The organism is Cohaesibacter celericrescens (assembly GCF_002866925.1).
In the GTDB taxonomy this organism is placed as follows: Bacteria; Pseudomonadota; Alphaproteobacteria; order Rhizobiales; family Cohaesibacteraceae; genus Cohaesibacter; species Cohaesibacter celericrescens.
In genome coordinates this window covers 35,953-59,339 of the sequence record NZ_PKUQ01000010.1, presented here as the reverse complement: position 1 = coordinate 59,339, position 23,387 = coordinate 35,953, and the positions used below count along the sequence as shown (strand labels likewise).

19 protein-coding genes, 1 tRNA gene and 1 riboswitch are annotated in these 23,387 nt (G+C 50.1%); of the genes, 15 read left to right on the top strand and 5 right to left on the bottom strand.

Annotated elements, in window-relative coordinates; translation table 11 throughout:
* Nucleotide 1 precedes the first annotated feature (1 nt).
* From C0081_RS05825 to C0081_RS05810, 4 genes are all read left to right on the top strand, one after another.
* Nucleotides 2-2,611 carry an ATP-binding protein gene (locus C0081_RS05825; protein ID WP_101532875.1) on the top strand — a complete coding sequence of 870 codons (2,610 nt, stop codon included), beginning with the start codon at nt 2-4 and terminating at the stop codon, nt 2,609-2,611.
* A gap of 155 nt (nt 2,612-2,766) precedes the next feature.
* A complete protein-coding gene (locus C0081_RS05820; protein ID WP_101532874.1) occupies nt 2,767-3,996 on the top strand; it encodes a BaiN/RdsA family NAD(P)/FAD-dependent oxidoreductase in 1,230 nt (409 codons plus the stop codon).
* Between the two features lie 104 nt (nt 3,997-4,100).
* Nucleotides 4,101-4,598, top strand: coding sequence for an MmcB family DNA repair protein (locus tag C0081_RS05815; protein WP_101532873.1), 498 nt, complete (start codon nt 4,101-4,103; stop codon nt 4,596-4,598).
* 198 nt (nt 4,599-4,796) lie between these two features.
* Nucleotides 4,797-5,003, top strand: a complete 207-nt coding sequence (locus C0081_RS05810; RefSeq protein WP_101532872.1) for a cold-shock protein — start codon at nt 4,797-4,799, stop codon at nt 5,001-5,003.
* A gap of 108 nt (nt 5,004-5,111) precedes the next feature.
* Here C0081_RS05810 and C0081_RS05805 read toward each other — a convergent pair whose 3' ends face one another.
* Nucleotides 5,112-5,666 carry an ActR/PrrA/RegA family redox response regulator transcription factor gene (locus tag C0081_RS05805; protein WP_101532871.1) on the bottom strand — a complete coding sequence of 185 codons (555 nt, stop codon included), beginning with the start codon at nt 5,664-5,666 and terminating at the stop codon, nt 5,112-5,114.
* A gap of 107 nt (nt 5,667-5,773) precedes the next feature.
* Complete coding sequence (locus C0081_RS05800) at nt 5,774-7,162, bottom strand: ActS/PrrB/RegB family redox-sensitive histidine kinase (RefSeq protein ID WP_101532870.1); 1,389 nt, start codon at nt 7,160-7,162, stop codon at nt 5,774-5,776.
* A 350-nt stretch (nt 7,163-7,512) separates the two neighbouring features.
* Here C0081_RS05800 and C0081_RS05795 point away from each other — a divergent pair, with 350 nt between their 5' ends.
* Nucleotides 7,513-8,928, top strand: a complete 1,416-nt coding sequence (locus tag C0081_RS05795; RefSeq protein ID WP_342587666.1) for a polyhydroxyalkanoate depolymerase — start codon at nt 7,513-7,515, stop codon at nt 8,926-8,928.
* A 47-nt stretch (nt 8,929-8,975) separates the two neighbouring features.
* On the opposite strand, the gene C0081_RS05790 is transcribed toward C0081_RS05795, so the two are convergent.
* Entirely contained in the window at nt 8,976-9,368 is a 393-nt protein-coding gene (locus C0081_RS05790) for a winged helix-turn-helix transcriptional regulator (protein ID WP_101532869.1), read from the bottom strand.
* A 166-nt stretch (nt 9,369-9,534) separates the two neighbouring features.
* Between C0081_RS05790 and C0081_RS05785 the strand changes: the two genes are divergently transcribed.
* The 3 genes from C0081_RS05785 (at nt 9,535) to C0081_RS05775 (ending at nt 12,476) form a co-directional block, all read left to right on the top strand.
* On the top strand, nt 9,535-10,167 hold the full coding sequence (locus C0081_RS05785; RefSeq protein ID WP_101532918.1) for an NAD(P)H-dependent oxidoreductase: 633 nt from the start codon (nt 9,535-9,537) through the stop codon (nt 10,165-10,167).
* A gap of 434 nt (nt 10,168-10,601) precedes the next feature.
* Nucleotides 10,602-11,042, top strand: a complete 441-nt coding sequence (locus C0081_RS05780) for a DUF2852 domain-containing protein (protein WP_101532868.1) — start codon at nt 10,602-10,604, stop codon at nt 11,040-11,042.
* Nucleotides 11,043-11,269: 227 nt separating this feature from the next.
* A riboswitch (FMN riboswitch) is annotated at nt 11,270-11,448 on the top strand.
* Nucleotides 11,449-11,567: 119 nt separating this feature from the next.
* The gene (locus C0081_RS05775; RefSeq protein ID WP_101532867.1) at nt 11,568-12,476 is read left to right on the top strand and encodes a DMT family transporter; all 909 of its coding nucleotides are present in this window, start codon (nt 11,568-11,570) and stop codon (nt 12,474-12,476) included.
* 34 nt (nt 12,477-12,510) lie between these two features.
* Here the strand turns inward: C0081_RS05775 and C0081_RS05770 are convergent, their stop codons facing one another.
* Nucleotides 12,511-12,942, bottom strand: coding sequence for a RidA family protein (locus C0081_RS05770; RefSeq protein ID WP_101532866.1), 432 nt, complete (start codon nt 12,940-12,942; stop codon nt 12,511-12,513).
* Between the two features lie 180 nt (nt 12,943-13,122).
* Here C0081_RS05770 and C0081_RS05765 point away from each other — a divergent pair, with 180 nt between their 5' ends.
* From C0081_RS05765 to C0081_RS05755, 3 genes are all read left to right on the top strand, one after another.
* Nucleotides 13,123-15,105: a methyl-accepting chemotaxis protein gene (locus C0081_RS05765; protein WP_101532865.1), complete on the top strand. Its 1,983-nt coding sequence runs from the start codon at nt 13,123-13,125 to the stop codon at nt 15,103-15,105.
* Between the two features lie 216 nt (nt 15,106-15,321).
* Nucleotides 15,322-15,762 carry a peptidoglycan-binding protein LysM gene (lysM, locus tag C0081_RS05760; protein WP_101532864.1) on the top strand — a complete coding sequence of 147 codons (441 nt, stop codon included), beginning with the start codon at nt 15,322-15,324 and terminating at the stop codon, nt 15,760-15,762.
* A 116-nt stretch (nt 15,763-15,878) separates the two neighbouring features.
* A complete protein-coding gene (locus C0081_RS05755; RefSeq protein ID WP_101532863.1) occupies nt 15,879-17,840 on the top strand; it encodes a beta-N-acetylhexosaminidase in 1,962 nt (653 codons plus the stop codon).
* A gap of 40 nt (nt 17,841-17,880) precedes the next feature.
* Here the strand turns inward: C0081_RS05755 and C0081_RS05750 are convergent, their stop codons facing one another.
* Entirely contained in the window at nt 17,881-18,852 is a 972-nt protein-coding gene (locus C0081_RS05750) for a complex I NDUFA9 subunit family protein (protein ID WP_101532862.1), read from the bottom strand.
* Between the two features lie 329 nt (nt 18,853-19,181).
* Here C0081_RS05750 and C0081_RS05745 point away from each other — a divergent pair.
* From C0081_RS05745 to C0081_RS05730, 4 genes are all read left to right on the top strand, one after another.
* Nucleotides 19,182-19,280, top strand: a tRNA-Leu gene (locus C0081_RS05745).
* A gap of 292 nt (nt 19,281-19,572) precedes the next feature.
* Nucleotides 19,573-20,619, top strand: a complete 1,047-nt coding sequence (locus C0081_RS05740) for a site-specific integrase (RefSeq protein WP_210200408.1) — start codon at nt 19,573-19,575, stop codon at nt 20,617-20,619.
* 217 nt (nt 20,620-20,836) lie between these two features.
* Nucleotides 20,837-22,342: a lipid II flippase MurJ gene (locus C0081_RS05735; RefSeq protein ID WP_101532861.1), complete on the top strand. Its 1,506-nt coding sequence runs from the start codon at nt 20,837-20,839 to the stop codon at nt 22,340-22,342.
* A 93-nt stretch (nt 22,343-22,435) separates the two neighbouring features.
* On the top strand, nt 22,436-23,260 hold the full coding sequence (locus C0081_RS05730; protein ID WP_101532917.1) for an aldolase/citrate lyase family protein: 825 nt from the start codon (nt 22,436-22,438) through the stop codon (nt 23,258-23,260).
* Nucleotides 23,261-23,387: the final 127 nt, after the last annotated feature.

Below are 23,387 nucleotides of genomic sequence, written 5' to 3'. Positions count from 1 at the left end.
TATGCGCTCCCCTCTGCAAGTGCCATTTGCACTCTATACCCGCGCGAAATTCATGCTTGCTGCCCGAGACGATTCTGAGCATGTCGCAATCTTTATGCGCTATGTGATCATAGTCACACTCTATCTTTTCCTGTCTATTGGCATGGTTTTGAATAGTTCAACCTTACATAGACTCTATGAAGGTTCTGCGGGTGCAACGGTCATCTTTCTCGCAGTGGTCACATTCCAGTTTCTACATTTGCTCCTGTCGCCTGGCGTGTCGGTTGGCCGACGATTGCTGTCTATTGCCAATGATCTGGGGCTGTTAACGTTTGCCATTTTTGTTCTTGGGCCTGAAGGGACGGGGCTGTATCCATTCTACTTCTGGGTCATTCTCGCAGCAGGTTTCCGATATGGAACACTCTATCTCAAGGTCGCCGCACTATTTTCTGCCATCTCGTTGATCAGTATATTCTGGTGGTTAGACCTCTGGATGATCAGTCCAATGGTGTGTTTTGTACAAGTTGGCGGAATTGTGGTCCTGTCCTTGGCGGTGTTGGGCTTTTTACACACGATTCAAAGGGCGATCGACGGGGAGAAAAGAGCCAACAGGGCCAAGTCGACGTTTTTGGCAACTATTTCGCATGAAGTGCGCACGCCTTTGAATGCGATCAAAGGTTTGAGTGATCTGTTGGGAGATTCCAAACTTGATAGAGAGCAGCGGCGCATGGTGAGCACCATATCGGAATCGGGCTCCTCGCTGCTTACCCTGATCAACCATTTGCTGGACTATTCCCGCGCCGAAAGCGGAAAAATGCCTGAAAATTACGAAGATTTTGACCTCTTCGTCATGTTGGGCCGTGTTTATCGTTTGTTTCATGCGGAGGCCTTGCGCAAGAAACTTTATTTGAGCATTCACATCGACCCAGCTATGCGGCGGCTTTATCATGGCAACCATCGTTTTGTTGAGGATATTCTGATCAATTTTCTCAGCAATGCTCTCAAATTCACACAAGCGGGACATGTCACGCTGAAGGTTTCTTTGATAGAAGACGGAGAGATTGAACACAAAGTCCGCTTTGAAGTCATCGATACGGGTGTTGGTATTCCCGTCGAAGCGCAAGCCAAAATTTTCCACAGTTTCACACAGTCCGATGATCGCATCAAAGACAGGTTTGGCGGGTCTGGCTTGGGTTTGGCTCTGTGTCGACAATATGCCGACGCTCTTGGCGGACAGATTACGGTTGCCTCTACAGCGGGTAAGGGTAGTTGTTTTGCGCTTAACATTGGCTTGGATCTAATGCTTGAAGCAAAAAATCCAAGTTTCAGCAAATCTGTAATCGGGGACACTCTGGATCTTGCTTTGGTGTCTAGTGATGCAATCTTGCAAAGTCAGGTGAAGGCAATTCACAAACGAAGCCGGAGCTTTCTCGATCTTAAAGAGGCGGTAGTGGCTTTGGTAAAGAACAGTCGCAATGGCAACCTTGCTTCGCTTTTGTTGATTGATCACTGCGGCATGCCAGAGGATGTTGCTGTTGTACAAGCCCAGATTTCCGAATTGGGAAAGGGGGCAACGATTCATGTGGTATGGATATGCGCCGGATCTGAAAATCCAATCCATCTGGCCAAAATTCAGCCCCAACATGGACTTGCTTTCATCTCAAAAAGTGATGTTCGATATCGTCTTAGTAAATTGGTGCGGTTAGCAGCCAATCTTTATGATCGACAAGAAGAGGCCGTGAAATGGCAGCCGGTTGAGAAGGAAAAGCAACTCAAAATCCTTGTTGCTGACGACAACCGCACCAACCAGATGGTCATTGAAAAATTGCTTGAGAGCCTTGGGCATGCGGTAAGGTTGGTGGAAAATGGGGAGCAGGCGTTAGCCGAGCTGGCCAATGGTCGTTTTGATCTTGTTTTCTTGGACATCAATATGCCGATCCTGAATGGGCTGGAGACTTCCCGACGCTTCCGAGATACGGCGGGTTCACGCGATCCATCGAATCAGCCACCAATGATGGCGCTCACTGCAGACGCTTCGCCTGAAATGGCGCTCCGGTGTGAAGAGGCGGGTATGGTTGCCTGCCTTCACAAGCCGATTGAACGTGTGCAGCTTAAAAACTTGTTGGACGAATATTGCAATCGTGACAAAGTCGATCTCATTAATGCTCCAGTGATAACGCCCAACCTTAAGCCCATACAGGCATGCGTCCTTGTTGAGAGTACATTGAAGGATCTGACCGATTTGGGGGGGCAAGAGTTCGTCGTCGGTCTTGCACATCAATTCAGCGAAGACGGTATTGCGACACTGAAACGCCTCAGTTCGGCAGTTAACGAGTGCAATGATTCTGAATTTCGTGATGAAGCGCATGCCTTGCGTTCAGCAGCTGCGAATGTCGGGGCGCAAGCCGTCTTTGATTTGTGTTTATCGTGGCGAGATATGAGCGCCGCTGAATTGCACGAAGAAGGCGGAGCTCATCTTCGCGAACTGATTGAGCAAATGACCGCTTCAATTTCAGCGCTTGAGCATCATCTTTCCATCACTCTGCCCAAGTTTAAGATGTCTGAAGCCGGAACAGAGAAAGCCTCTGTCGACGCCGTCCCCACAAACGAAGCCGGAGACATTGCCGTCTGAGGCCTGATAGGGTGAGTGCTTGACCTTGTGATGCCGCTTCGTTATTGGCTGATTGCCGAGGATGGTTGATGCCACCTGTCGGCTAACAGGCTGGCGCAGTGTTGTCACTCAGCCAATTTCAGTCCCATACCTCAAGTGATGTGAACGGGCCCATTATGTCTGAACCAAAGCCTTCCAATTTATCTGCTCCGAATCCTCGTTCCAGTTCTGATTTGTGGGATGCCGTGATTTTGGGGGCAGGGGCGGCCGGATTGATGACTGCCATCGTTGCTGCCCGCCGTGGCAAACGTGTGCTGCTGTTGGATCATGCCAAAAAACCGGCAGAGAAGATCCGGATTTCTGGCGGCGGGCGCTGCAATTTTACAAATATTGGCACAACGGAAAAGAATTTCCTTTCCCACAATCCCCGCTTCTGTATCTCTGCTCTTCGTACGTTCAAGCCAAAAAACTTTATTGCTATGGTCGAAGCGCATGGTATCGCCTGGCACGAAAAAACCTTGGGTCAGCTGTTTTGTGACGATAGTGCCCAGCAGATTATTGATATGCTGCTGGCTGAATTGCGACAAGCTGGCGGCACGCTGCGGCTGGAGACAGTTATAAAGGGCGTTGAAAAACGGGGCGATCTTTTCGTCATTGAGACCAACAAAGGCACTCAGCAAGCCCATTCATTGGTGGTGGCCACTGGGGGGAAGTCCATCCCCAAAATGGGCGCAACTGGTTTGGGGTATGATATCGCACAACAATTTAATGTGCCGATCATACCAACGCGCGCCGCGTTGGTGCCATTTACTTTTTCTGATGCACAGAAAAGCTGGTCTGACCCAATGGCGGGCCTGTCGGTTGACGCGCGGGTGTGTGTGGGCAAAAAATCATTCCGCGAAGGTCTTCTTTTTACCCATCGGGGATTGTCTGGCCCATCGATTTTGCAAATTTCAAGCTATTGGCAAGAAGGTGTGCCGGTCATCATTGACTTGGCGCCTGATGCCAACTGTTTTGACACCTTGGCCGTTGCACGGCAAGAGCACCCCAAACAGGATGTTGCCACCATATTGTCTTCGATCTTGCCAAAGCGATTGGCCAAGGCGGTTTGTGAGCGTGACCATATCCATGGTCACATCGCTCAACTGGGTGACAAAGCCTTGCGCAAACTCGACGATGCTGTGCACCGTTGGACAGTGACGCCTATTGGAACCGAAGGCTATCGCACCGCCGAAGTCACGCTCGGTGGCGTCGACACCAAGGCAATTTCATCCAAAACCATGCAGGCGAACGAGACGCCTGGCCTATATTTTATTGGAGAGGTTCTTGATGTTACCGGTCATCTGGGTGGTTTCAATTTTCAGTGGGCTTGGGCGTCGGGCTATGCGGCGGGCAATGCTCTTTAGGGCATTCTGTTTGTCGCCGCTCCTGTAATAGAGAAGGGCTTGCGGGCCGTTTCTGGGTGTCGTGCAACTGGATGGCACAGAGAACAGACTGTCGGAGGAGCGATATGAACAGAATGATTGAACCGGATTTGAGCGCCCCCGTCGATGGACGACAGTCTCAAAGGGCGCTTGAGATCCAGCGAGGTACGGCGCGGTTGTTGCGGCGCCATGGCTTTGTTTCGCTGCCTGAAATGACCTTGAAGTCTGGACGGCGGGCCGACCTCTTTGCGATCAATGACAAAGGCGAGATCTGGATTGTTGAGATCAAATCGTCGATAGCCGACTTCAGGGCAGACAATAAATGGCCGGATTATTGGGATTATTGTGATCGGTTGTTTTTTGCAACCAATCAGGAAACTCCGGCTGATATCTTTCCTCAAGACGCCGGTTTAATCATCGCAGATGCCCATGGAGCTGAAATCCTGCGCGATGTGGAAGCCCAAAAACTGGCCGCAGCTCGGAGAAAAGCCGTAACTCTCCGGTTCGCTCAATTGGCGGCTGCGCGGTTGCATGCCATTCACGATCCGGGCATTCCAACCCATATTGAGCCAAATAAAATCTAACAGAAATTAGTATTAGGTAGCTGTTTAAAATTTCTATTGTCTCTTGATTTTGCCACAATGCTGTGGCAGTTAAAGCTTGCTAACTTTCCTATTCGACCACTGCTTCTCCTGTTTAAGGGCGTCAGACTATCGATACGGACTTGCGACGCCGCGCTATCGCATACTGCGGATAGTATTTTAAATTTGGAGATAACGGTTATGGCTACTGGCACCGTAAAATGGTTTAACGGAACTAAAGGTTTTGGATTTATTGCCCCTGACGATGGTGGCAAAGACGTGTTCGTACACATTTCTGCTGTTGAACGCTCTGGTCTTTCTGGCTTGGACGAAAACCAGAAAGTTACTTACGATCTGGAAAAAGGTCGCGATGGCCGCGAAAGCGCTGCTAATCTGCAGACTTCCTAAGATCGCTTGCTCGTTTAAAGAGTGAATGAAATTAAGAAACCGGCCTTTTGGGCCGGTTTTTTTGTGCGTAGATTTTATCAAATCTGCCCGTTGTCCTTGCTGTCCGTTTTATCTAGGTGCGCGTTTTGCCAGAATGCGCTGCAAGGTTCTACGGTGCATATTGAGCCGGCGGGCGGTTTCCGAAACGTTGCGATCGCAAAGCTCATAAATACGCTGAATATGTTCCCAGCGGACCCGGTCCGCGGACATTGGGTTTTCAGGAGGCTCCGTCTTGGTGCTGGTTTCATTCATCAGCGCGGCATATATATCATCAGCATCGGCCGGTTTGGCCAGATAGTCGACAGCACCAAGTTTCACAGCGGTAACCGCCGTGGTGATGTTGCCATAACCTGTGAGCATGATGGTGCGTGCATCTGGGTTGGCTTGCCGAATTGCTTCGATGACATCCAGTCCATTGCCATCACCCAATCGCATATCGACTACCGCATAGCGTGGCGGACTGTGTTTGACAGTAGCGAGCGCTTCGGTCACTGAATCAGAGGTCTGAATCGTAAAGCCTCGGCTTTCCATCGCCCTTGCCAACCGAATCAGGAATGGATGATCATCGTCAACCAGCAACAAGTAACCGGGTTGAATGCTTGAAGCCTGTTCTGATGGTATCATGATCGTCCGTCCTCTTCGCTCATATGTCACACCCGAAATGCAAACAGTTGTTGATGAGGGTGTGGCATTCGGTCACGAGATTTAATCTAGCATCAAATCTACTTCTTTTATTGATCTGCCTCAAGTGCAGCTCTCGGCCAGTAGATATCAATTACTGCTCCACTGATTTCATGGTCTTTTTTCGCAGTTCTTGCTTCTTGCTGTGTATCTTTATTGGCAATGCTCACCTTTGCGCCACTCCGTTCGAGCAAGGTCTTGGCGATGAAAAACCCCAGACCCAGTCCCCCTGCGTTCAGGGCATTGCCGGGTGGGACATGAGCCGGCCCTCGATTGGCGGTGTCAGGCTCGTTTGTGTTTTTCGTCGCACGGGTGGTCACGTAAGGGTCCCCTAGGCGATTGCGTATCGCATCGGCAAAACCGGGGCCATCATCACTGATGCGTAAAGAAACGCCGTTGTCTGTCCAACGGGCGCGGATTTCAACGCAACTCTGGGCAAAGTCGACTGCATTTTCAATCAAATTACCAAGACCATAGAGCAGTCCCGGATTGCGCCACAAAACGGGTTGGTTGGAAAGGTCATCGGGGAATGTTTGAATGATTTCGACACCAAATAAGTCGAATGGTTCAACAATTTCGCTAATCAGCGCCGTGATGCGCATCTTGGTGAAATTATTATGCTCGTCTCCTGAAAGGGATCGCAATTTACCAAGGATGTCTTTGCAACGCTCAGCTTGGCTGCGTAAGAGAACGATATCCTCCCTGATCGGGTCGTCTCGTTCTAATTCGCGCTCCAGCTCCTTGGCAACCAATTGAATGGTTGCGAGCGGAGTGCCCAGTTCATGGGCCGCTGCGGTTGCCAGCCCGTCGAGATTGCTCAGGTGTTGCTCATTGGCGAGAACGAGCTCTGTAGCTGAAAGCGCGTTCGCAAGCAGATGTCGCTCTTGGGCAATGCGAAAAGCATAAACACTCATGAACAACATGGTGAGAATAACGGCGATCCAGATCCCCGCCACATAAAGCACAGGCAAATCGGGCGGAGTGCCGCCCGTCCAAGGAAGGGGCTGATGAAAGAAGACCAGTAATGTGGCAATGCCGGTGATCAGAGAGGCCAGAACTATTGTGAAGCGGGCAGGCTGCGTGGTGGCCGATACCACGGCAGGTACGAGGAGCAAAAAGGCAAACGGATTTTGCAATCCTCCGGTCAAATATAGAAGACCACCCAATTGTGCTGAATCATATGCAAGAAGCACCGTTGCTTGAAGGGAAGACAAGCGCACGCTTTTTTGAAACTGGAAATGAAGATAAAAATTCAGCCAGCCAGACAACCCTACAAGCGCCAAACATAGCACTGCTTCAAAATCATATCCGAGTCCCAGCCAGACAAAAACCACTGCCAATGTCTGCCCCAATATAGCCAGCCAGCGCAAGCGGACGAGCGTGTCGAGTTTGATTTGGCGATTGGCAAAGATTTGATCTGACAAAGGAGAAGAAACCATGGCACCGGATCAGTTGGAAGGACGTGGCATTGGCTGATGTTTCAGCTCAGATTGACAGTGTGTCATCAAGCACACCTGTTTCGCAACATTTAAACATGGAAAATGTCCTATGAATATGTTGCAATGCAGCATCTGTGCGGTGGTATTTGGCGAAATATGATTGATTTAGCCTAAAGAGGTAGGCAAATACCTTGCTAATTTTCAATTTCTGGCATTAGGATGCTGCTTTGCACAATAGTTGAGAGCCGTCAGTTTATTTGCGCCATTGGGCAGCCATAATTGAGGTTTGAAAATCTGTGCATAGGGTACCTCTTTTTTTGTGTAGGGGCGTTCTTGATGGAGACGAAACTATGAAATTTGACAGTTTTTCTTTCGAAGGATGGTTCGATCCCAAGAATTATGACCCCAATACACTCATTTCTGGCGCCCCCAAAATGGATGCCTTTGAAATGCCGGATATGATGGAACTGGACATGTCGGCTATTCCGCTCCCTGTCTATCAGTTATATGAATGGAACCACGCCATTCTCAGCCCTTGGCGCGCGGTCGCCGATGCCACCCGTGTTTTCATGCAGAATCCGGTCAATCCGCTGTCCCAAACACCTTTGGGTAGAGGCATGGCTGCTGCTGCGGAACTGTTTGAGCGCACAACACGTCGCTATGGCAAACCCGAGTTTGGATTGCTTGAGACTATGGTTGATGGGCAAGCGACTTCCGTTCATGAAAAAACGGTATGGCATCGCCCATTCTGTAATCTCATTCATTTCGAACGCATGCTGCCAGCGGCTCATAAAAAAGATCCCAAAGTTCTGATTATCGCGCCGATGTCTGGCCACTATGCCACCCTGTTGCGCGGTACTGTCGAGACGATGCTGCCTGATCATGATATTTATATCACCGATTGGATAGATGCGCGTCTTGTGCCTGTTCAGGAAGGGGAATTCAGCCTTGATGATTATATTGAGTATGTCATCGAGATGTTGCATTACCTCGGCCCCAATACCCATGTCATGGCTGTTTGTCAGCCTTCGGTTCCGGTTTTGGCTGCGGTCGCCGTGATGAACGAAGACGGTGACCCGCGTGCGCCGGCTTCTATGACCCTAATGGGCGGGCCGATCGATACACGCATTTCGCCCACCGCCGTTAATGACTATGCCGAGAGTAAGGGTATCGCCTGGTTTAAAAATAATGTGGTGATGGCAGTGCCGTTCCCGCATGCTGGCTTTGGCCGCCGGGTTTATCCTGGCTTCTTGCAGCTGAGTGGGTTTATGGGGATGAATCTGGATCGCCATGTCACCGCGCATCAGGATTTTTACAGTCATTTGATTGTCGGTGATGGTGACTCGGCAGAGAAGCACCGCGATTTTTACGACGAGTATCTTGCTGTAATGGATTTGACGGAAGAATTTTACCTTCAAACTGTGCAAGTTGTCTTTATTGACCATTCTCTGGCTAAAGGCACCTTGACCTATCGGGAGCGTCTGGTGGATTGCACCAAAATTATCAACACCGCGATGCTGACCGTTGAGGGTGAAAAAGATGATATCACCGGAACGGGGCAGACCGAGGCTGCCCACACAATTTGTGCGGGGTTATCCGATGATATGAAGGTGCATTATGAACAGCCCGGTGTCGGTCACTATGGTGTTTTCAATGGTTCGCGTTTCCGTTCTGAAATCGCGCCAAGAATTGGTGATTTCATCAGGACACATGATCAAGACCTGAATTTGATCGCTAGTAAGGCCAAAAAAACCAAGAAAGTCTAAAGCCTTCTTTTGTTCCCGTAGATACAACTGTGAGCTGATCAAGAGCATTAAATCTTGATCAGCTTCTTTTTGTCCAGTTCGGCTTTGCGCTCGTCAAACACCGACCGCGCTGCACGTATTTGTTCGTGATTGCGAAAAACCCATCCGCCCATTGCCTCTATCGGTTCGGAGAAGGAGACACCCAATTCGGTCAGGGCATACTCCACGCTGGGAGGCACTGTAGGATGGACGGTGCGGTTCACCAGCCCGTCGCGTTCCAACGCTCGCAATGTCAATGTCAGCATTCTCTGCGAGATACCCACAACGGATCGCTTCAATTCGCTAAAGCGTGCAGGTCCGTCCCGCAACCTCATTATGAGCAGAACTGTCCACTTGTCTCCAAGACGCGCCAGCATTTCGCTTACGGTTTGGCATTTGCTTTGGTCATAGTGTCCTGCCATCTGAGCACCTCTCTGTAACTTGGTATCAACAATGTGCCTACTTGAACTTCTTTTGAAGTTACGTATGTAGACATGGTTATTAATAGTTACCATGCTCGGCGATTGGAATCCATCCCTTCCAGATGCTCCCCTGCAGTCTGCCGATCACGATCAGAAAGACATGTTTATGCTTATCGAAAAACTGAACTGGCGTTACGCTACCAAAAAAATGGATCCGTCTAAAACGGTGTCTGACGAAAAAGTTGACCGCATTCTGGAAGCGGCTCGGCTTGCTCCGACGTCTAGCGGTTTGCAGCCTTTTGAAATCTTCGTTGTAACCAACCCTGATGTTCGGGCCCGTATTCGTGAAGTGGCTTGGGATCAGTCACCGATCACCGATGGATCGCATCTGCTGGTTTTTGCGGCTTGGGATAATTATACATCGGAACGCATCAATGCCAGTTTTGATCTTGTTAACGACGAACGTGGCTTTACCAATGAAGGATGGGAGAATTATCGTCAGATGTTGCTCTCCACTTATGTGCCTCGCGAAGCGCAAGTGAATTTTGAACATGCTGCGCGCCAAGCCTATATTGCATTGGGTATGACGCTTACCGCAGCTGCTTTTGAAGCAGTCGATTCTACGCCAATGGAAGGTTTTGAGCCGGAGAAGGTGGACGAGATTTTGGGTCTTCGCGAGAAAGGCCTGCGGTCAGTGACTATCCTGCCGCTTGGCTACCGCGCAGAAGAGGGCGACTGGTTAAAGGACCTTAAAAAGGTTCGCCGCGCCAAAGAAGATTTCATCACAGAAATTAAATAATCTGCTTCGCAGACTGCAAAAGCCCCGGCATCTTGTTGGGGCTTTTCTTTGGCATAAGCGGTGCGTTGAAGCTTGCTCAATTGATCGTCCTTGTTAACAAGCTAAGCGTGGCTGGCCGTGCCTAAGTCAATCCCAACAGCCATTTTGCGATCTCAATCGCGATGCGGGTCAACCATGTCCATGCCTGGCGATGTATACCCTCAAGTAATCAGGAGGGGCGCATTATTGGTGTGAAAAGTAAAAAAATCCGCTGTAACTGGGAGTTTTTTAGCCCGTTTCAAGGCCATTATTCAAAATAATTATCAAAAAATATTCTTGAAGTTGCGCTTTTACTTTCCCATCTCTTGTGGTGTGAGAGCGCATTGCACCAAATTGAAACGAATATTTGAGCTGCAATGTGTAAAGGAAACGTAATGCCGAACGAAAGGAAGACGATGTCACATTCAGTTACTGCCAAGTCATCTTGGAAAGCCTCTAATGTGGGGTTGATGATACTTGGTTTTATTTTCTTCTGGCCGCTTGGCCTTGGTATGTTGGCTTATATAATCTGGGGTGAAGAAATGCGAGAGATGTTCAAGGACCTGAAAACCCGCATGGACGGTGAATTCAAAAACTCCGGTTGCGGCCAACGTCGAAGCCGTGGATTTGCTCAAACGGGCAATGTTGCTTTTGACGAATATCGCAAGGCAGAGCTTGAGCGACTGGAAGAAGAGCGCCGTAAACTCGAAGCAGAAAGAGCAGAATTCGATGAGTTCCTGATTGATCTGCGCCGCGTCAAAGACAAGGAAGAGTTCGACCGCTTTATGGCTGCCCGTCATAATTCGCGCCCGACATCTCCAACCGAGCATGCATCTGAAAACAAACAGGAAGGGTAAAGCAGCCTTCTGGTCCGGTCTTTTAAGGACACAAGACTGGGTGTAGCGAGACCTTGTTAGAGACACACCATACAAAGAAACAGGCGGGACCTTGACTCCCGCCTTTTGTTGTTTTGGCAAATCCTCGCTTATTCCCGGCCTAATCAGTATAGTTCTTGTTCCATCTTGCTATTTCATTCAAAAACAGCCATTTTAGCTTCGCTCTGTTCGATCTAGGTCGTGACAGGCATTGTTCTCGGGGCGGGGTGAAAGTCCCCACCGGCGGTAAGGTGCTCAAGCTGTGCTTGAGCCTCAAGCCCGCGAGCGCATTCATGGACACTGCTGATTGGTATTGTGAATGAATGGTCAAGCAGATCTGGTGTGATTCCAGAGCCGACGGTTATAGTCCGGATGATAGAGAACGTGACAGGACTGTTCCCTCTTCCGTTTGGTTTTCGGGGGTGGTTGGCTCTGTCCGTGCGTCCTGATTCACTTGCTCTGGTGGTTTCTTTGTTATGAAGTTTCCGCCTAATTTGGAAAAGCGAAATGAATCAGACTTCCCAAAACACCTCTCTGGCTGCTGCTGCGTTGCGCTCTGGCGCGCTTTGGGGTGCCATTTATATGATCCTGGCTGGCTTGTGTTTTGCGCTCGTCAATACAGGATCGCAATATCTCACTATGTCCCTTGGGCTGGCATCGGGCATGGTTGCCTTTGGCCAATATTTTGTGGCGTTGCTGTTTAGCTTGCCATGGCTCTATAAAGTTGGCTTGCAGGCTGCCAAAACCGACTATGTTGGCAGGCATGTGCTGCGTGTGTTGTTCGCAGTGCTTGGGGTTCAGGCGTGGACAGCCGGCCTTGCTCATGTTCCCATTTGGCAGGCCATCGCCCTGATCATGACCTCGCCCTTCTTTGTCACATTGGGGGCGCATCTATTCCTTAAGGAAAAAATTGGTATCCATCGTTTGGCAGCCACTATCGTTGGCTTCATGGGTGGAATGGTGATTCTGGCCCCATGGTCGGATGCCTTCACATGGTTTGCCCTTTGGCCGGTGATGGCGGCAGTCTTTTGGGCGGCGACGTCCCTGATGACCAAGACTTTGACTGATCAAGAAGCACCCGAGACGGTCACTGTGTATCTGTTGCTGTTGATGACGCCGGTCAATGGTCTTATGGCGCTCGGAGGTGGATTTGAAATTCCTTCTATGAGTGCGCTAGCAATTATTGTTGCTTCAGGATTTTTGGTTTATCTGGCGCAGTTGCTTATCGCTCGATCCTACTCCTCTGCCGACGCTGCTTATGTGCAACCGTTCGATCATATCAAACTGGCCTTCAACGTTGCTGCCGGTTGGCTGGCCTTTGGTTTTGCCCCGGCTGGTCAGTTTTGGTTCGGCGCGTTGCTGATCATCGCTGCATCGTTGTATATTCTATATCGAGAGACCTCGGCGCGACCATAAAAATACAAAGAAAAGGCCCCAGATGGGGCCTTTTTCACTCATCGAACAGTCCAAGTGGATCGGTTGTGCCTGCCCAGCCATCGGCTGCGCTGCGCATCGCTGTCACTTCTATCTCGATTTTCATTTCTTCCTTCAGTAGTTCACAAATGATCAAGGTTGCTGCGGGACGAATATCGCCAAGATAATGGCCGAAAATCGGGAATGCCTCGTTGGCGTAAGCTCGTGATGTGACAAAATACCGAATGCGCACAACATCATTGAGCGAGAACCCAGCTTCCAATAGGCTTTTCCCTATTGTTGCAAAACAATTGTGTACCTGATCTGACAGGGCCGTTGGCATCGCCATCGTGTCATAATCATAGCCGGTGGTGCCGGATACAAAACACCAGTTTCCGTCCACTATTGCTCTACTATAACCGGCTTCTTGCTCCATTGGAGAGCCGGTAGTGATGCGTAATTTGGCCACTGCTTTTCCTATTTATGCTTGTTGATGTGGGCTGTCTTCAATTTCGTCTGTCAAACGATTTTTATTATTTGGTGTAAAAAATTCCCTTACAATTTTGGTCCATAAGACGTTAACCATTTTCTGTTCATATTACTACATATCGGATTGTGTGCATATAATTGACTGGCGGGAAATACTTCAATGACAATTAAACAACGCATCATTTTTTCAATAATGGGTAGCATATTTGCAGTCTTATTATTGATGGCATTTGCGACATCCTTTGTTATCCGGGATTTGATTGCTACCGCAGAGGATCGAGAGCTTAGGATTTATATTGCTGAATTCGAAAGCCTGATTAAAAACTGGAATATGGACGCCGCCAACCGTGCCGCACTTGTTGCGGAAATGCCAGCGGTAAAAAGCGCAATGGCTGACGGGGACCGTGAAACTCTGAGCAAAATGTTTGATTCCGGCTTTGCCAAGTGGAAAGCAGAGAATGGTGTTGAGCAATTCCAGTTTCATCTACCGCCCGCAACGTCTTTCCACCGTGTTCACAAACCGTCCAAATTTGGCGATGATCTATCCGGCTTTCGCCAAACTGTCGTAACGGCTAATGCAGAGCATAAAGCTGTTATGGGGTTGGAGCGCGGTCGGGCAGGGATCGGTGTCCGCGGTCTTTCTCCTATCTCGCTTGACGGCAAACATTTGGGCACAATCGAGTTTGGTCTCTCCTTCAATAAAGGGTTGTTTGAGAAATTTGTAGGCGATCGTGGCCTGCACACTGAATTCTATCTGATGCCAAATACGAATTTCGAACAGTTCAGTGCCAATGCCGATGAAATAAAGCTGTTCGCTTCGACGCTTGGTGAGACCAGTATTGCAAGCAAAGATGCGCTGCTAGGAGCACTTCAGACGACCGTCATTCAGGAACCGCTAACCCATGGCGGCATCAGCTACGCTTCTGCGCTGCATCCGGTCGTTGATTTTTCGGGCAAACCAATTGGCGTGATTCATATTCTGATGCCCGCTGGTTATTTTGTAACAGTATGGAACAATTATCTGATTTCATCTGCAAGTATCTTGGTCTTGCTGTTGCTGGTTGGTGCCGGCATCGGCCTTTGGCAAGCGCGATCAATCAATGCGCCGCTGGCCAGAATGCGCGATATCATGGCGCGGCTATCGGGTGGGGATTTGGAAATTACGATTCCGGATCGGGATCGTAAGGACGAGATCGGCGCTATGGCCGCTGCGCTGGAAGTTTTCCGGGATAATGCGCATAAGGCGCGTGATCTGTCCAAATCGGAAGAAGAAAACCGCCAGCAAGGGGCTCTTCGTCAAGAACGCATAACCGGTCTGATCGGGAGCTTCGATCAGCAGGTTAAGGTGGCTTTGGCCAATGTTACCGAAAATGCCAACCGTATGGAACAAGATGCACAAGCCCTGTCGGGTATTGCAGATGACACCGCTGCTGGGGCGCAAACTGCGGGTAATGCATCCCAGAATGCCGCTGAAAATGTTGGAACCGTGGCCTCGGCCGCAGAGGAACTAACGGCAGCGATTGCGGATATCAATGGGCAGGTGGATCAAACTCAGGCGATTGTAGAGCGTGCTGCGGATGCTGCGCAATCCTCAAATGAAAAAGTGAAAAGCCTTGATTTGGCGTCGTCTAGGATTGGTGAAGTTGTCAATCTCATTCGCGATATTGCTGAACAAACCAATCTGTTGGCACTCAATGCGACGATCGAAGCTGCACGTGCTGGTGAATCAGGCAAAGGATTCGCGGTTGTTGCAGCCGAAGTCAAGGAATTGGCGAACCAGACATCCAAGGCTACAGAAGAGATTTCACAACAGGTCAATGACATTCAGAGTTCAAGCCGTGACGCTGTCGGCTCCATTGGCTCCATCGCTGAAATCATGGAAGAAGTATCCCAATACACCACGTCCATCGCTTCTGCCGTCGGCCAACAAGGGGCGGCAACGTCGGAGATATCCAGTTCTGTCCAGAGCGTTGTGCAAGGGACGCAGACCGTTTCGGATAATGTGACCGAACTCAGCCGAAAAGCAGGTGAGACCACCCATCGCGCATCTGGCGTTCTGCAATCTTCGCGCAGCGTGGCGGAACAGGCCCAGACGCTTGATCTGATGATCAGTGACTTTTTCAAACAAGTCGAAGCTAGCTAACCAACACTTGCCGCTGGAATCGGTCCGAACCAACAAATACCCCCAATCCAAGGTGCTATGCCTTCAGGATAGGGGGTATTTTTTTGTTCGATCACCAGAATAGTTGTCATGACCGCCAAAATCTGCTTTGCCTAGAGGTGGGAGCGCTGGCTATTCACATGGTTCGCAAACATTAACGGACCAAAGCGCAGCAAACAGACGGACGGAGCAACTATTATGGGCGTTTTTGATTTTATTAAATCGGTTGGTGAGAAAATAGGCATCACATCCGAAGACGAATCTCCAAAAGCAGAAGATTTGAAAGCCGAAGTTGCCAAGCATGGCTTGGACGCTGAAAATCTTGAAGTGACTGTCGACGGGGACACCGTGAAAGTGGCTGGTGCAACGGAGAGCAGCTCCATTCGCGAGAAAATCATTCTGGCTCTTGGCAATACTCTCGGTATTTCCAAAGTTGAGGAAGAAATTGCGGTCAAAAATGCAGAGCCGGATGCCACTTTCTACACAGTGAAAAAGGGCGACACGCTGTGGGCGATCTCTTCCAAGCATTATGGCAATGGGGCCAAATACCAAGGTATTTTTGAAGCCAACAAACCAATGCTGAGCCATCCGGATAAAATCTACCCCGGTCAGGTTTTGCGTATTCCGCCACTTGACTAAGCGCGATGTGCGAACGAGACGCAGTGGTTAATTGATTGAGAGGCGGGGCATAGCTCCGCCTTTTTGCGTGTGTATACTGCAATGGTACAAGCATGGTTTGCTAGGGTGGTGGTGATATGAATGCTAACAGCAATTTGGTACTCAAAAGCCTCTGGGAAGATGACGGTAGCAACACGGGAAGGATGCGCCTAACGCTATCAGGAGAATGCAACACGGCATTGCCTGATCGCTTGCGCCTTGCCTATACGGCGATCACCCGTATTCCTCCTGACACCGAGTTGATCGGAGCGCACTTTGTCTCTCGCACTGCCAATTATCACGAGTTGGCGCCCCTTGGGCCTCTGTGTGCCGATGCTCAAGGTGTTCTGTGGGAGATTGTCATACCGGTTTTGTCCCATCGCCCAAACCATTGCACAGATGGGCCAAAATCGGCCTTCCTGATTCTATCGGATGGCAACACTGTGCCGGTTCATTGTGAGCCATTGCAGCCACAGCACCCCCCTGTTATTTCATTCGACCAACAATCCCAAACCAATGTCGTCGGGAAAGCCTCCAAGGGCCGGCCCATGCTCGGTTTGTTGCCCTGTGCCAATGATGTGCAGATCGACAGTTGGGCCGCTGCTGCGCCGGATTGTTTTTCTTTGCAGCAACCCGATCAGGCCGCTAATGCGATCAACGCACTCTGCGAACGTTTGTTTTCCGCCCAGTCGGTGCCTTTTGCATCGGGTTGCCGAGGGATGCCAATCATCATCGAACCCGCTGGTGACGCGGTGACGTCTCACGGGGAGGCTGCTTATGCGTTGCTGTTCTCGCACGACGCCATTACCCTACAGGCAGATAAGGCTGGTCTCTTTTATGGATTGTTGGCGCTCGCGCAGATTTGGCGTGCAGCCAGAGGGGAGGGTGGAGATTTTTCCTTTCCCCTATCGGGCAGACTAGTAGACTGGCCGCAGCATAATTGGCGCGGCATGCATCTGGATGTCTCAAGGCAGTTCTATAATAAGCAGTCAATAGAGGACTTTCTCGATATTCTGGCATGGCATCGGTTCAATCGCTTTCATTGGCATTTTACTGACGATGAAGGCTGGCGACTTGAAAGCCCTGCCTATCCGGGCTTGACGCGTGTTGGCGCATGGCGTGGGCATAAACTTCCCCTCTTGCCGCAACATGGATCCGGTGTTTCTCCCTATGGTGGGTTCTATAGCCAGCAAGATGTGCGTGAGATTTTAGCCCACGCCGAGGACTTGCATATTGATGTGATGCCGGAAGTGGATGTTCCCGGGCATTCCCAATCCGCGTTGGTGTCTATTCCAGAGCTGTTAGACCCTAGCGCTATTCAAGGCGGCGCGTCGGTGCAGGGCTATGTCAACAATGCGCTCAATCCGGGCCTCAACGCCACATGGACTTTTTTGGAAACTGTGTTTGGCGAAATCTGTGACCTTTTCCCCGGTCGCTTTGTTCATATGGGCGGCGATGAAGTGGCTGAATCGGCTTGGACGGGTTCCCGCGCTGCCAACAGTTGGGCGCAGGCAAAGGGGTATCTCGATGCGACAGGCAAGCCGGACACAATGCATATGCAGGCGGCAGTCCTGAGATTTGTGGAGGATCGTCTGGTCAAATCAGGCAAGGTGCCCGTTGCATGGGAAGAAGCAGCCAAAGGCGGGGGCTTGGACCCGGACAAGAGCATTCTGATGGCTTGGATGAAAGCTGAAAGGGGCGTGGAACTGGCGCAGAAGGGCTATCGGATCATTATGTGTCCGGGGGAGGCCTATTATCTCGATATGGCGCAGTCACCAGAGTGGACTGAGCCGGGCCTGAGCTGGGCCGGAACCGCCAGTCCCTATGATGCCTATCAGTTTGACCCCGCCGCTGGGTTTGAAAATTCTCCGCAGATGATTGGCATTCAAGGCTGTATTTGGAGTGAGAATTTGGTGTCACGCAGCCTGTTTAATCACATGGTCTTTCCGCGTCTTTCTGCGGTTGCAGAGAGTGCATGGAGCAAGCCAGAGCAAAAGGACTGGCATTCCTTTTTCAACCGAGTGGCTTTGATGCCTAAAATGCCGCCAGAGATCCTCTGACGGCAGGATGGATTGGTCTTTTTTCGTATCACGGGGACGTTTAGCGCAGTCGATTGGCTTCATATTGCCCTGTAGTACGATAGCTCCACAAATAACTCGGGATCACGGCTTCTATCGCCAGTGGTTCTATGCCCAGCCCCTCAAATGTGCGCCCATCGGCTTTTGCTGCTTCTGAGACGACATTATCGGTTTTGAGCAATTTGACCTGATCTCGGGTTAATAGTGGCTTGGGCAGTTTTTCGAACACCGTACCCAAAAGATTGGCAATCCAAAAGGGAATTGGCAACAAAAACCGCCGTTGATGAGTCTCGGCTAGTAGTAGCTCAAGCAGCTGTCGGAAGCTCTTTGCCTCGGGCCCACCCAGTTCATAGGTGGTTCCTTTCGCCAAAGTGCCATCAACACCCCTTGCAATCACCTCAGCCACATCACCAACAAAGGCGGGCTGAAATAGCGTGTCTCCGCCTCCTACCAATGGCAGGAAGGGGGACAGTTTGCCCATTTCAGCAAATTTGTTGAAGAACTCATCTTCAACGCCAATCAACAAGGATGGGCGTATGATGACTGCGTCCGGCATGGCAGCCAAAACGGCCTCTTCGCCCTCTGCTTTGCTGCGTGCATAATCAGAAGCGGATTCTTTATTAGCCCCGATCGCAGAAATCTGAACCAGCTTTGAGATGCCCGCTTTGGCTGTTGCCTCTGCAATGCTCTTGGCGCCATCCCGGTGAACAACATCAAAGCTTTGCTTGCTGGTTTGAAACAAGATGCCAGCCAGATTGACCACTGCATCACAGCCAGCCACGGCACGGGCCACAGAATCTGCATTGCGCAGATTGGCCTGCATCGGCATCACCTGACCCACATTGCCCAGCGGTTGCAAAAAACCGGCCAGATCCGGACGACGCACAGCCACCCGCACCCGATAGCCGCGCTTTGCCAGTGCACGCACAACATGACGGCCAAGAAAGCCCGAGCCTCCGAAGACGGTTACGATCTTGCCTGTTGAATTGGTCATCAATGTTTCTCCATACTTCGGCATTGTGCGCCCGGCATCGGTCTTTTTGCAGTATTAAGCAGTCTAACGTCTTTTCAGTCTTCTGTCTGTCTTGCACGCGCAGTAAATCTGAGATCTTACCAGCAGAAATAATATTATAAACGATGCACCACAGGTGGCATCCCTATTTTCCTAGTCGTTAACGGCGCAGCTGTGAAGCTGGAAGTTAGGATTTGTCCCATGCTCATTGTCCTCATTGGGATGAATGGTGTGAATTGTTTGCTTTTTCTATGATCCTACGTTGACAATATAGTGCTGGAGCCGTAAATACCGCCTCACACCTGATAGATGCCCAGGTGGCGGAACTGGTAGACGCGCTAGCTTCAGGTGCTAGTTTCTGTATGGAAGTGGAGGTTCGAGTCCNAAAAACCTACTTCTCCTGGGCACCAAAAATTCTCATAAATTATTGTTCCTGCTCCAGCTTTTAGCAATTGCTAAGAGCTGTGAACCATGTCAGAGACCATTTCACACTCGGACACCTTCGTGAAAGCTGGCAATTTTTACTTTTCCCACCGCATCCTCTAAGAACTAAAAACCCACTACACATCGCCACGGATAGCTTATTCGTGCAGCACGAGGTCTCCCAGAATCGCTCGGGCTTGAGCCAGAAGGGCTGCTGATCGGCTTGACGAGTATTGGTACCATCTTCGGTGCCAAGACGGAGTGTTGCCAGGCAAACATATGCTAAGGCTTCAGCGGGAAGTCGGAACGCACGTCGCTGATCCAACGCCTGATCTTTCTTCATCATCTGTTCTTTCTTCATCATCTGTTCTTTTGTCAGAAGCGGTTGGGATTTATCTCAAGCTGAAAGGGAAGGGTCGCCCTGCTACCTTCCATCAAGCCGCAGAAAGAGCCTGTGGTTACGTCATCGACGTTTGCGGGGACAAGCCCCTCGATGCGTATACCAAGGCAGATGCAAACACCTTTCGCGATTCCCTGATTGCGCGTGAACTTGCAGGGAGCAGCATCACGCGGGTCTTTGGGACTGTTCGGGCAGTAACTAACTTTGCCGCTAGCGAACAGGGCTTAACTATCACCAACCCATTCTCAGGCGTATACTATGACCGGTCGGCAGGCGTCTCAGACCGTACCCCGATTCCTCAAGAAGCCATTACCTTGGTGCAGTCGAAGTGCCGTAGTTTTGATGATGACTTGCGCTGGCTTGTTTCACTCGTTTCGGACACGGGAATGCGCTTGGCAGAAGCAGCAGGGATGACCCGAGACGACATAATTAGAGCCGATGATGGTTCCCTTTACGCGCGTGTTCGCCCACACCCTTGGCGTCGTCTCAAAACAAAAGGCAGCGAGCGTGACGTCCCACTCGAAGGTGAGGCCAGATGGGCGGCATTGCGCATCCTGAATCAGGATACTGCATCAAGGTTTGCATTTCCCCGGTACAACAAGTCCGAGACGACAAATGCAAATTCAGCGAGTGCAGCCTTGAACAAATGGATGAAGAAATACGTGCCTGAAGGATGTTCGATGCATAGTTTCCGTCATTCGATGAGGGATCGCCTCAGGGCTGTTGAATGCCCCGCCGATATTGTTGATCAAATTGGAGGGTGGCAGACCGACGGTGTTGGCCACAGTTACGGTTCAGGATATCCGCTGGAGGTGCTTAGGAAGTGGATGAAGGCCGTAACGAGTGNAAGAGCCTGTGGTTACGTCATCGACGCTTGCGGAGACAAGTCTCTCGAAGCATACACCAAGGCAGATGCGAACGCCTAGACTCTGTAACGAGGAGCATGGGCTCTAAAATGGCGGTGTAACCGTTGAATTCGACGATGAAATTGTCTTTTATGGTGGCGGATCCCTTGATGTTGGTGGATTCGCCTTGAAAAGGCGCTCCCACAGGATGACTTGCCGTTTTCAATTCACTCAATTAGCAGAATAAACAAGAAATTTATTGTTCTCACGCAGGAGGCCTATTAGGGCTCTAAACTCCATGAAATCCCTTTTTGTGACCATGTCCCTTGTCAGTTTTGCATTGCTTCTCGGACGCTTGTCTGGCTTTCTGCGTGATTTAATTCTGGCCGGTCGTTATGGCGTGACGGAACAGGCCGATATTGTCATCGTGCTGCTTAGCTTGCCGGATTTTACAGTGGGCCTGCTGTTGGCAGGGGGATTCAGTGCGGTCCTGACCCCTCGCTTGTGCAAAGCACACGGTCAAGAGCGTCAGGCGCTGGCCAGATATATTGCTGTCGTTGTCGGATTGGCATTTTCCCTTCTGGCAGGGTGTCTAGCCTTGTGGTCGGGGCCTCTGCTCGCTTTACTGGCGCCCAGTGCATCGTCGCAAGCCTTGTCTATATATGAAATGGCGATGACGATCACGCTGATCTCGTTGCCTGTTGCGGCACTGACCGGTGTTTTTGTGTCCTTTTTGAATGCTAATGAAATTTTCGTTCTGCCAAATCTGGGGACCTTGGCCTTCAACGCCTCTATTTGCGTGTTTTTGATTGCTTGGTGGCAGAATGATGAAAAATTACTGGCATTTGCCAGCGCTATTATTGGTGCCAGTCTTATCCGACTGTCTCTCTTGGGCTTCAATTCGAGAGGGTTGTTCCGACGCTCGATACAGCTTGGCTCTAGCAAGCCCGGGCTGCCGTTTTGGAGCGATTTTGGCGCTGGTGTCCTCAGTCTTAGTTTGCTGGTGGCCATGCCAATCATCTTCCGCACAATCTACGCGACTGGCGGAGAGGGCAATCTCGCTATCTTCAATTATAGTTATAAGCTATTTGAATTGCCGTCGGCTCTGATTTTTGGACCTTTGGTGACGATCTTGTTGCCTCGGTTGTCTAAAATTCCAGACAATGAGTTAGAGAAATTTCAGGCACAGGTGCTTAACGCCATAAAGGGTATTGCCGTACTTTCTGCTGCAATCATAGGTGTTTGGCTGTGCGTTGGGGAGGGATTGACCAAGCTGATTTTTCTCCGAGGGGCTATGTCTCTTCAGGATGTTTTGCGGATTGCAGAAACATCTCAATATTTGTTTCTGGCGTTACCTTTCGCTGGGGTGACTTTTATGACGACAATTGGATTGAATGCATTGGGTTTGCCCCGGCTTGTTTTGCGAAATTCAATCATTGCTGCGGCTCTTGCGACTGGCTCCCAATTTGTGGTCATCAATTATGGTCAGGTCAATCAAACATGGCTTCTGTTACCGTTTTTGGTGTTTTATTTTGTTCATTCAGGGCTCAACATAGTCAATTTGTCAAAAGGCAAGTGGACCTTTGTCACGGAAACTGTAAAACAACTGATACTTGTTGCCTGCATCACTTTTGTTGTGAGTGTGCCGCTGTTATGGGGATTGTCGCGCTGGATCCCAGAGCCGTCTATTTTGCTCTCTTGCTTCTTGGCTGTCGTGATCGGTATTTTGCTCGTTGCCGCTAATGCTCTGACCGTGTTGCCTTTGATGCGGGCTGCCTTGGCGGAAAGCAAAGAAAGGCGATAAATGTGTTGTGCGACAAGAACCTCTTTGCTTTGTTGCGAAGGAAATATTTTAAGGATCCTTTGGCTCTGAATAGAAATGTGGATTAGTCCCAGTATGTTGAAACTAATGCTGATTACCAACGATCCTGATTTTGCAAAATTTGCGGAGGGTGTGGGTGTCAACAGGATCTTTGTTGACTTGGAAATCAACGGCAAACTTGCGCGCCAGCAACATCTTGATACCTTTATCACGAGCCACAAGATGGACGATGTTGCCAAGGTTAAACGAGCGCTTTCAAAGGCTGAATTGCTTGTCAGGCTGAACCCGCTTTACGATGGGACCGAACGTGAAATTGATCAAGCGATAGAGGCCGGCGCTGATTTTTTGATGTTGCCGATGTTCACGTCTGCAACGCAGTTGCAGCAGTTCAGCACTATGGTGCGGGGAAGAGCCGGTATTGTTCCCCTGATTGAGACAGCTGCGGCCTTTGAGGATTTGGATAGGATTGCTCAGGTCCCAGGCGTGACGGAATTGTTTGTCGGCCTGAATGATTTGCATCTGGATATGGGGATGGACTTCATGTTTGAGCCTCTAATCGATGGTAAGATTCAGCATTTTGCAGAGTGCTCCAAACAGTATGACAAGCCATTTGGATTTGGTGGTGTGGCGCGCATGGGCGAAGGGCTGGTCTCAGGGCGCGCCGTTGTGTCCGAACATGTTCGCTTGGGGTCTGAGTTGGTAATTCTGTCGCGTACCTTCTATAGAAAAGAAGACGATGGTCAGCATGATCTTGAAGCCTTTGCCGAGGCGATTGCCCAATTGCGCGAGGCGGAACGTATTTTGATGCAAAGAAGTTCTGAACAGGTTCGGGATGATCAGGAGGAATTGAGGAAATCGGTCAATATTGTTGTTGAGAAAAAGCGCGCGCTTGCGCAATGAATGATGGTTATACGCACTCTCCTCGGTTCGTTGCATTGCAAAGTATGTGCCTATCGCCTTGGTTTAAAATATTCGTGTCGGGCAATTATAAAGATTCAATAACCGGATTGATAAACGCTTGAAAAAT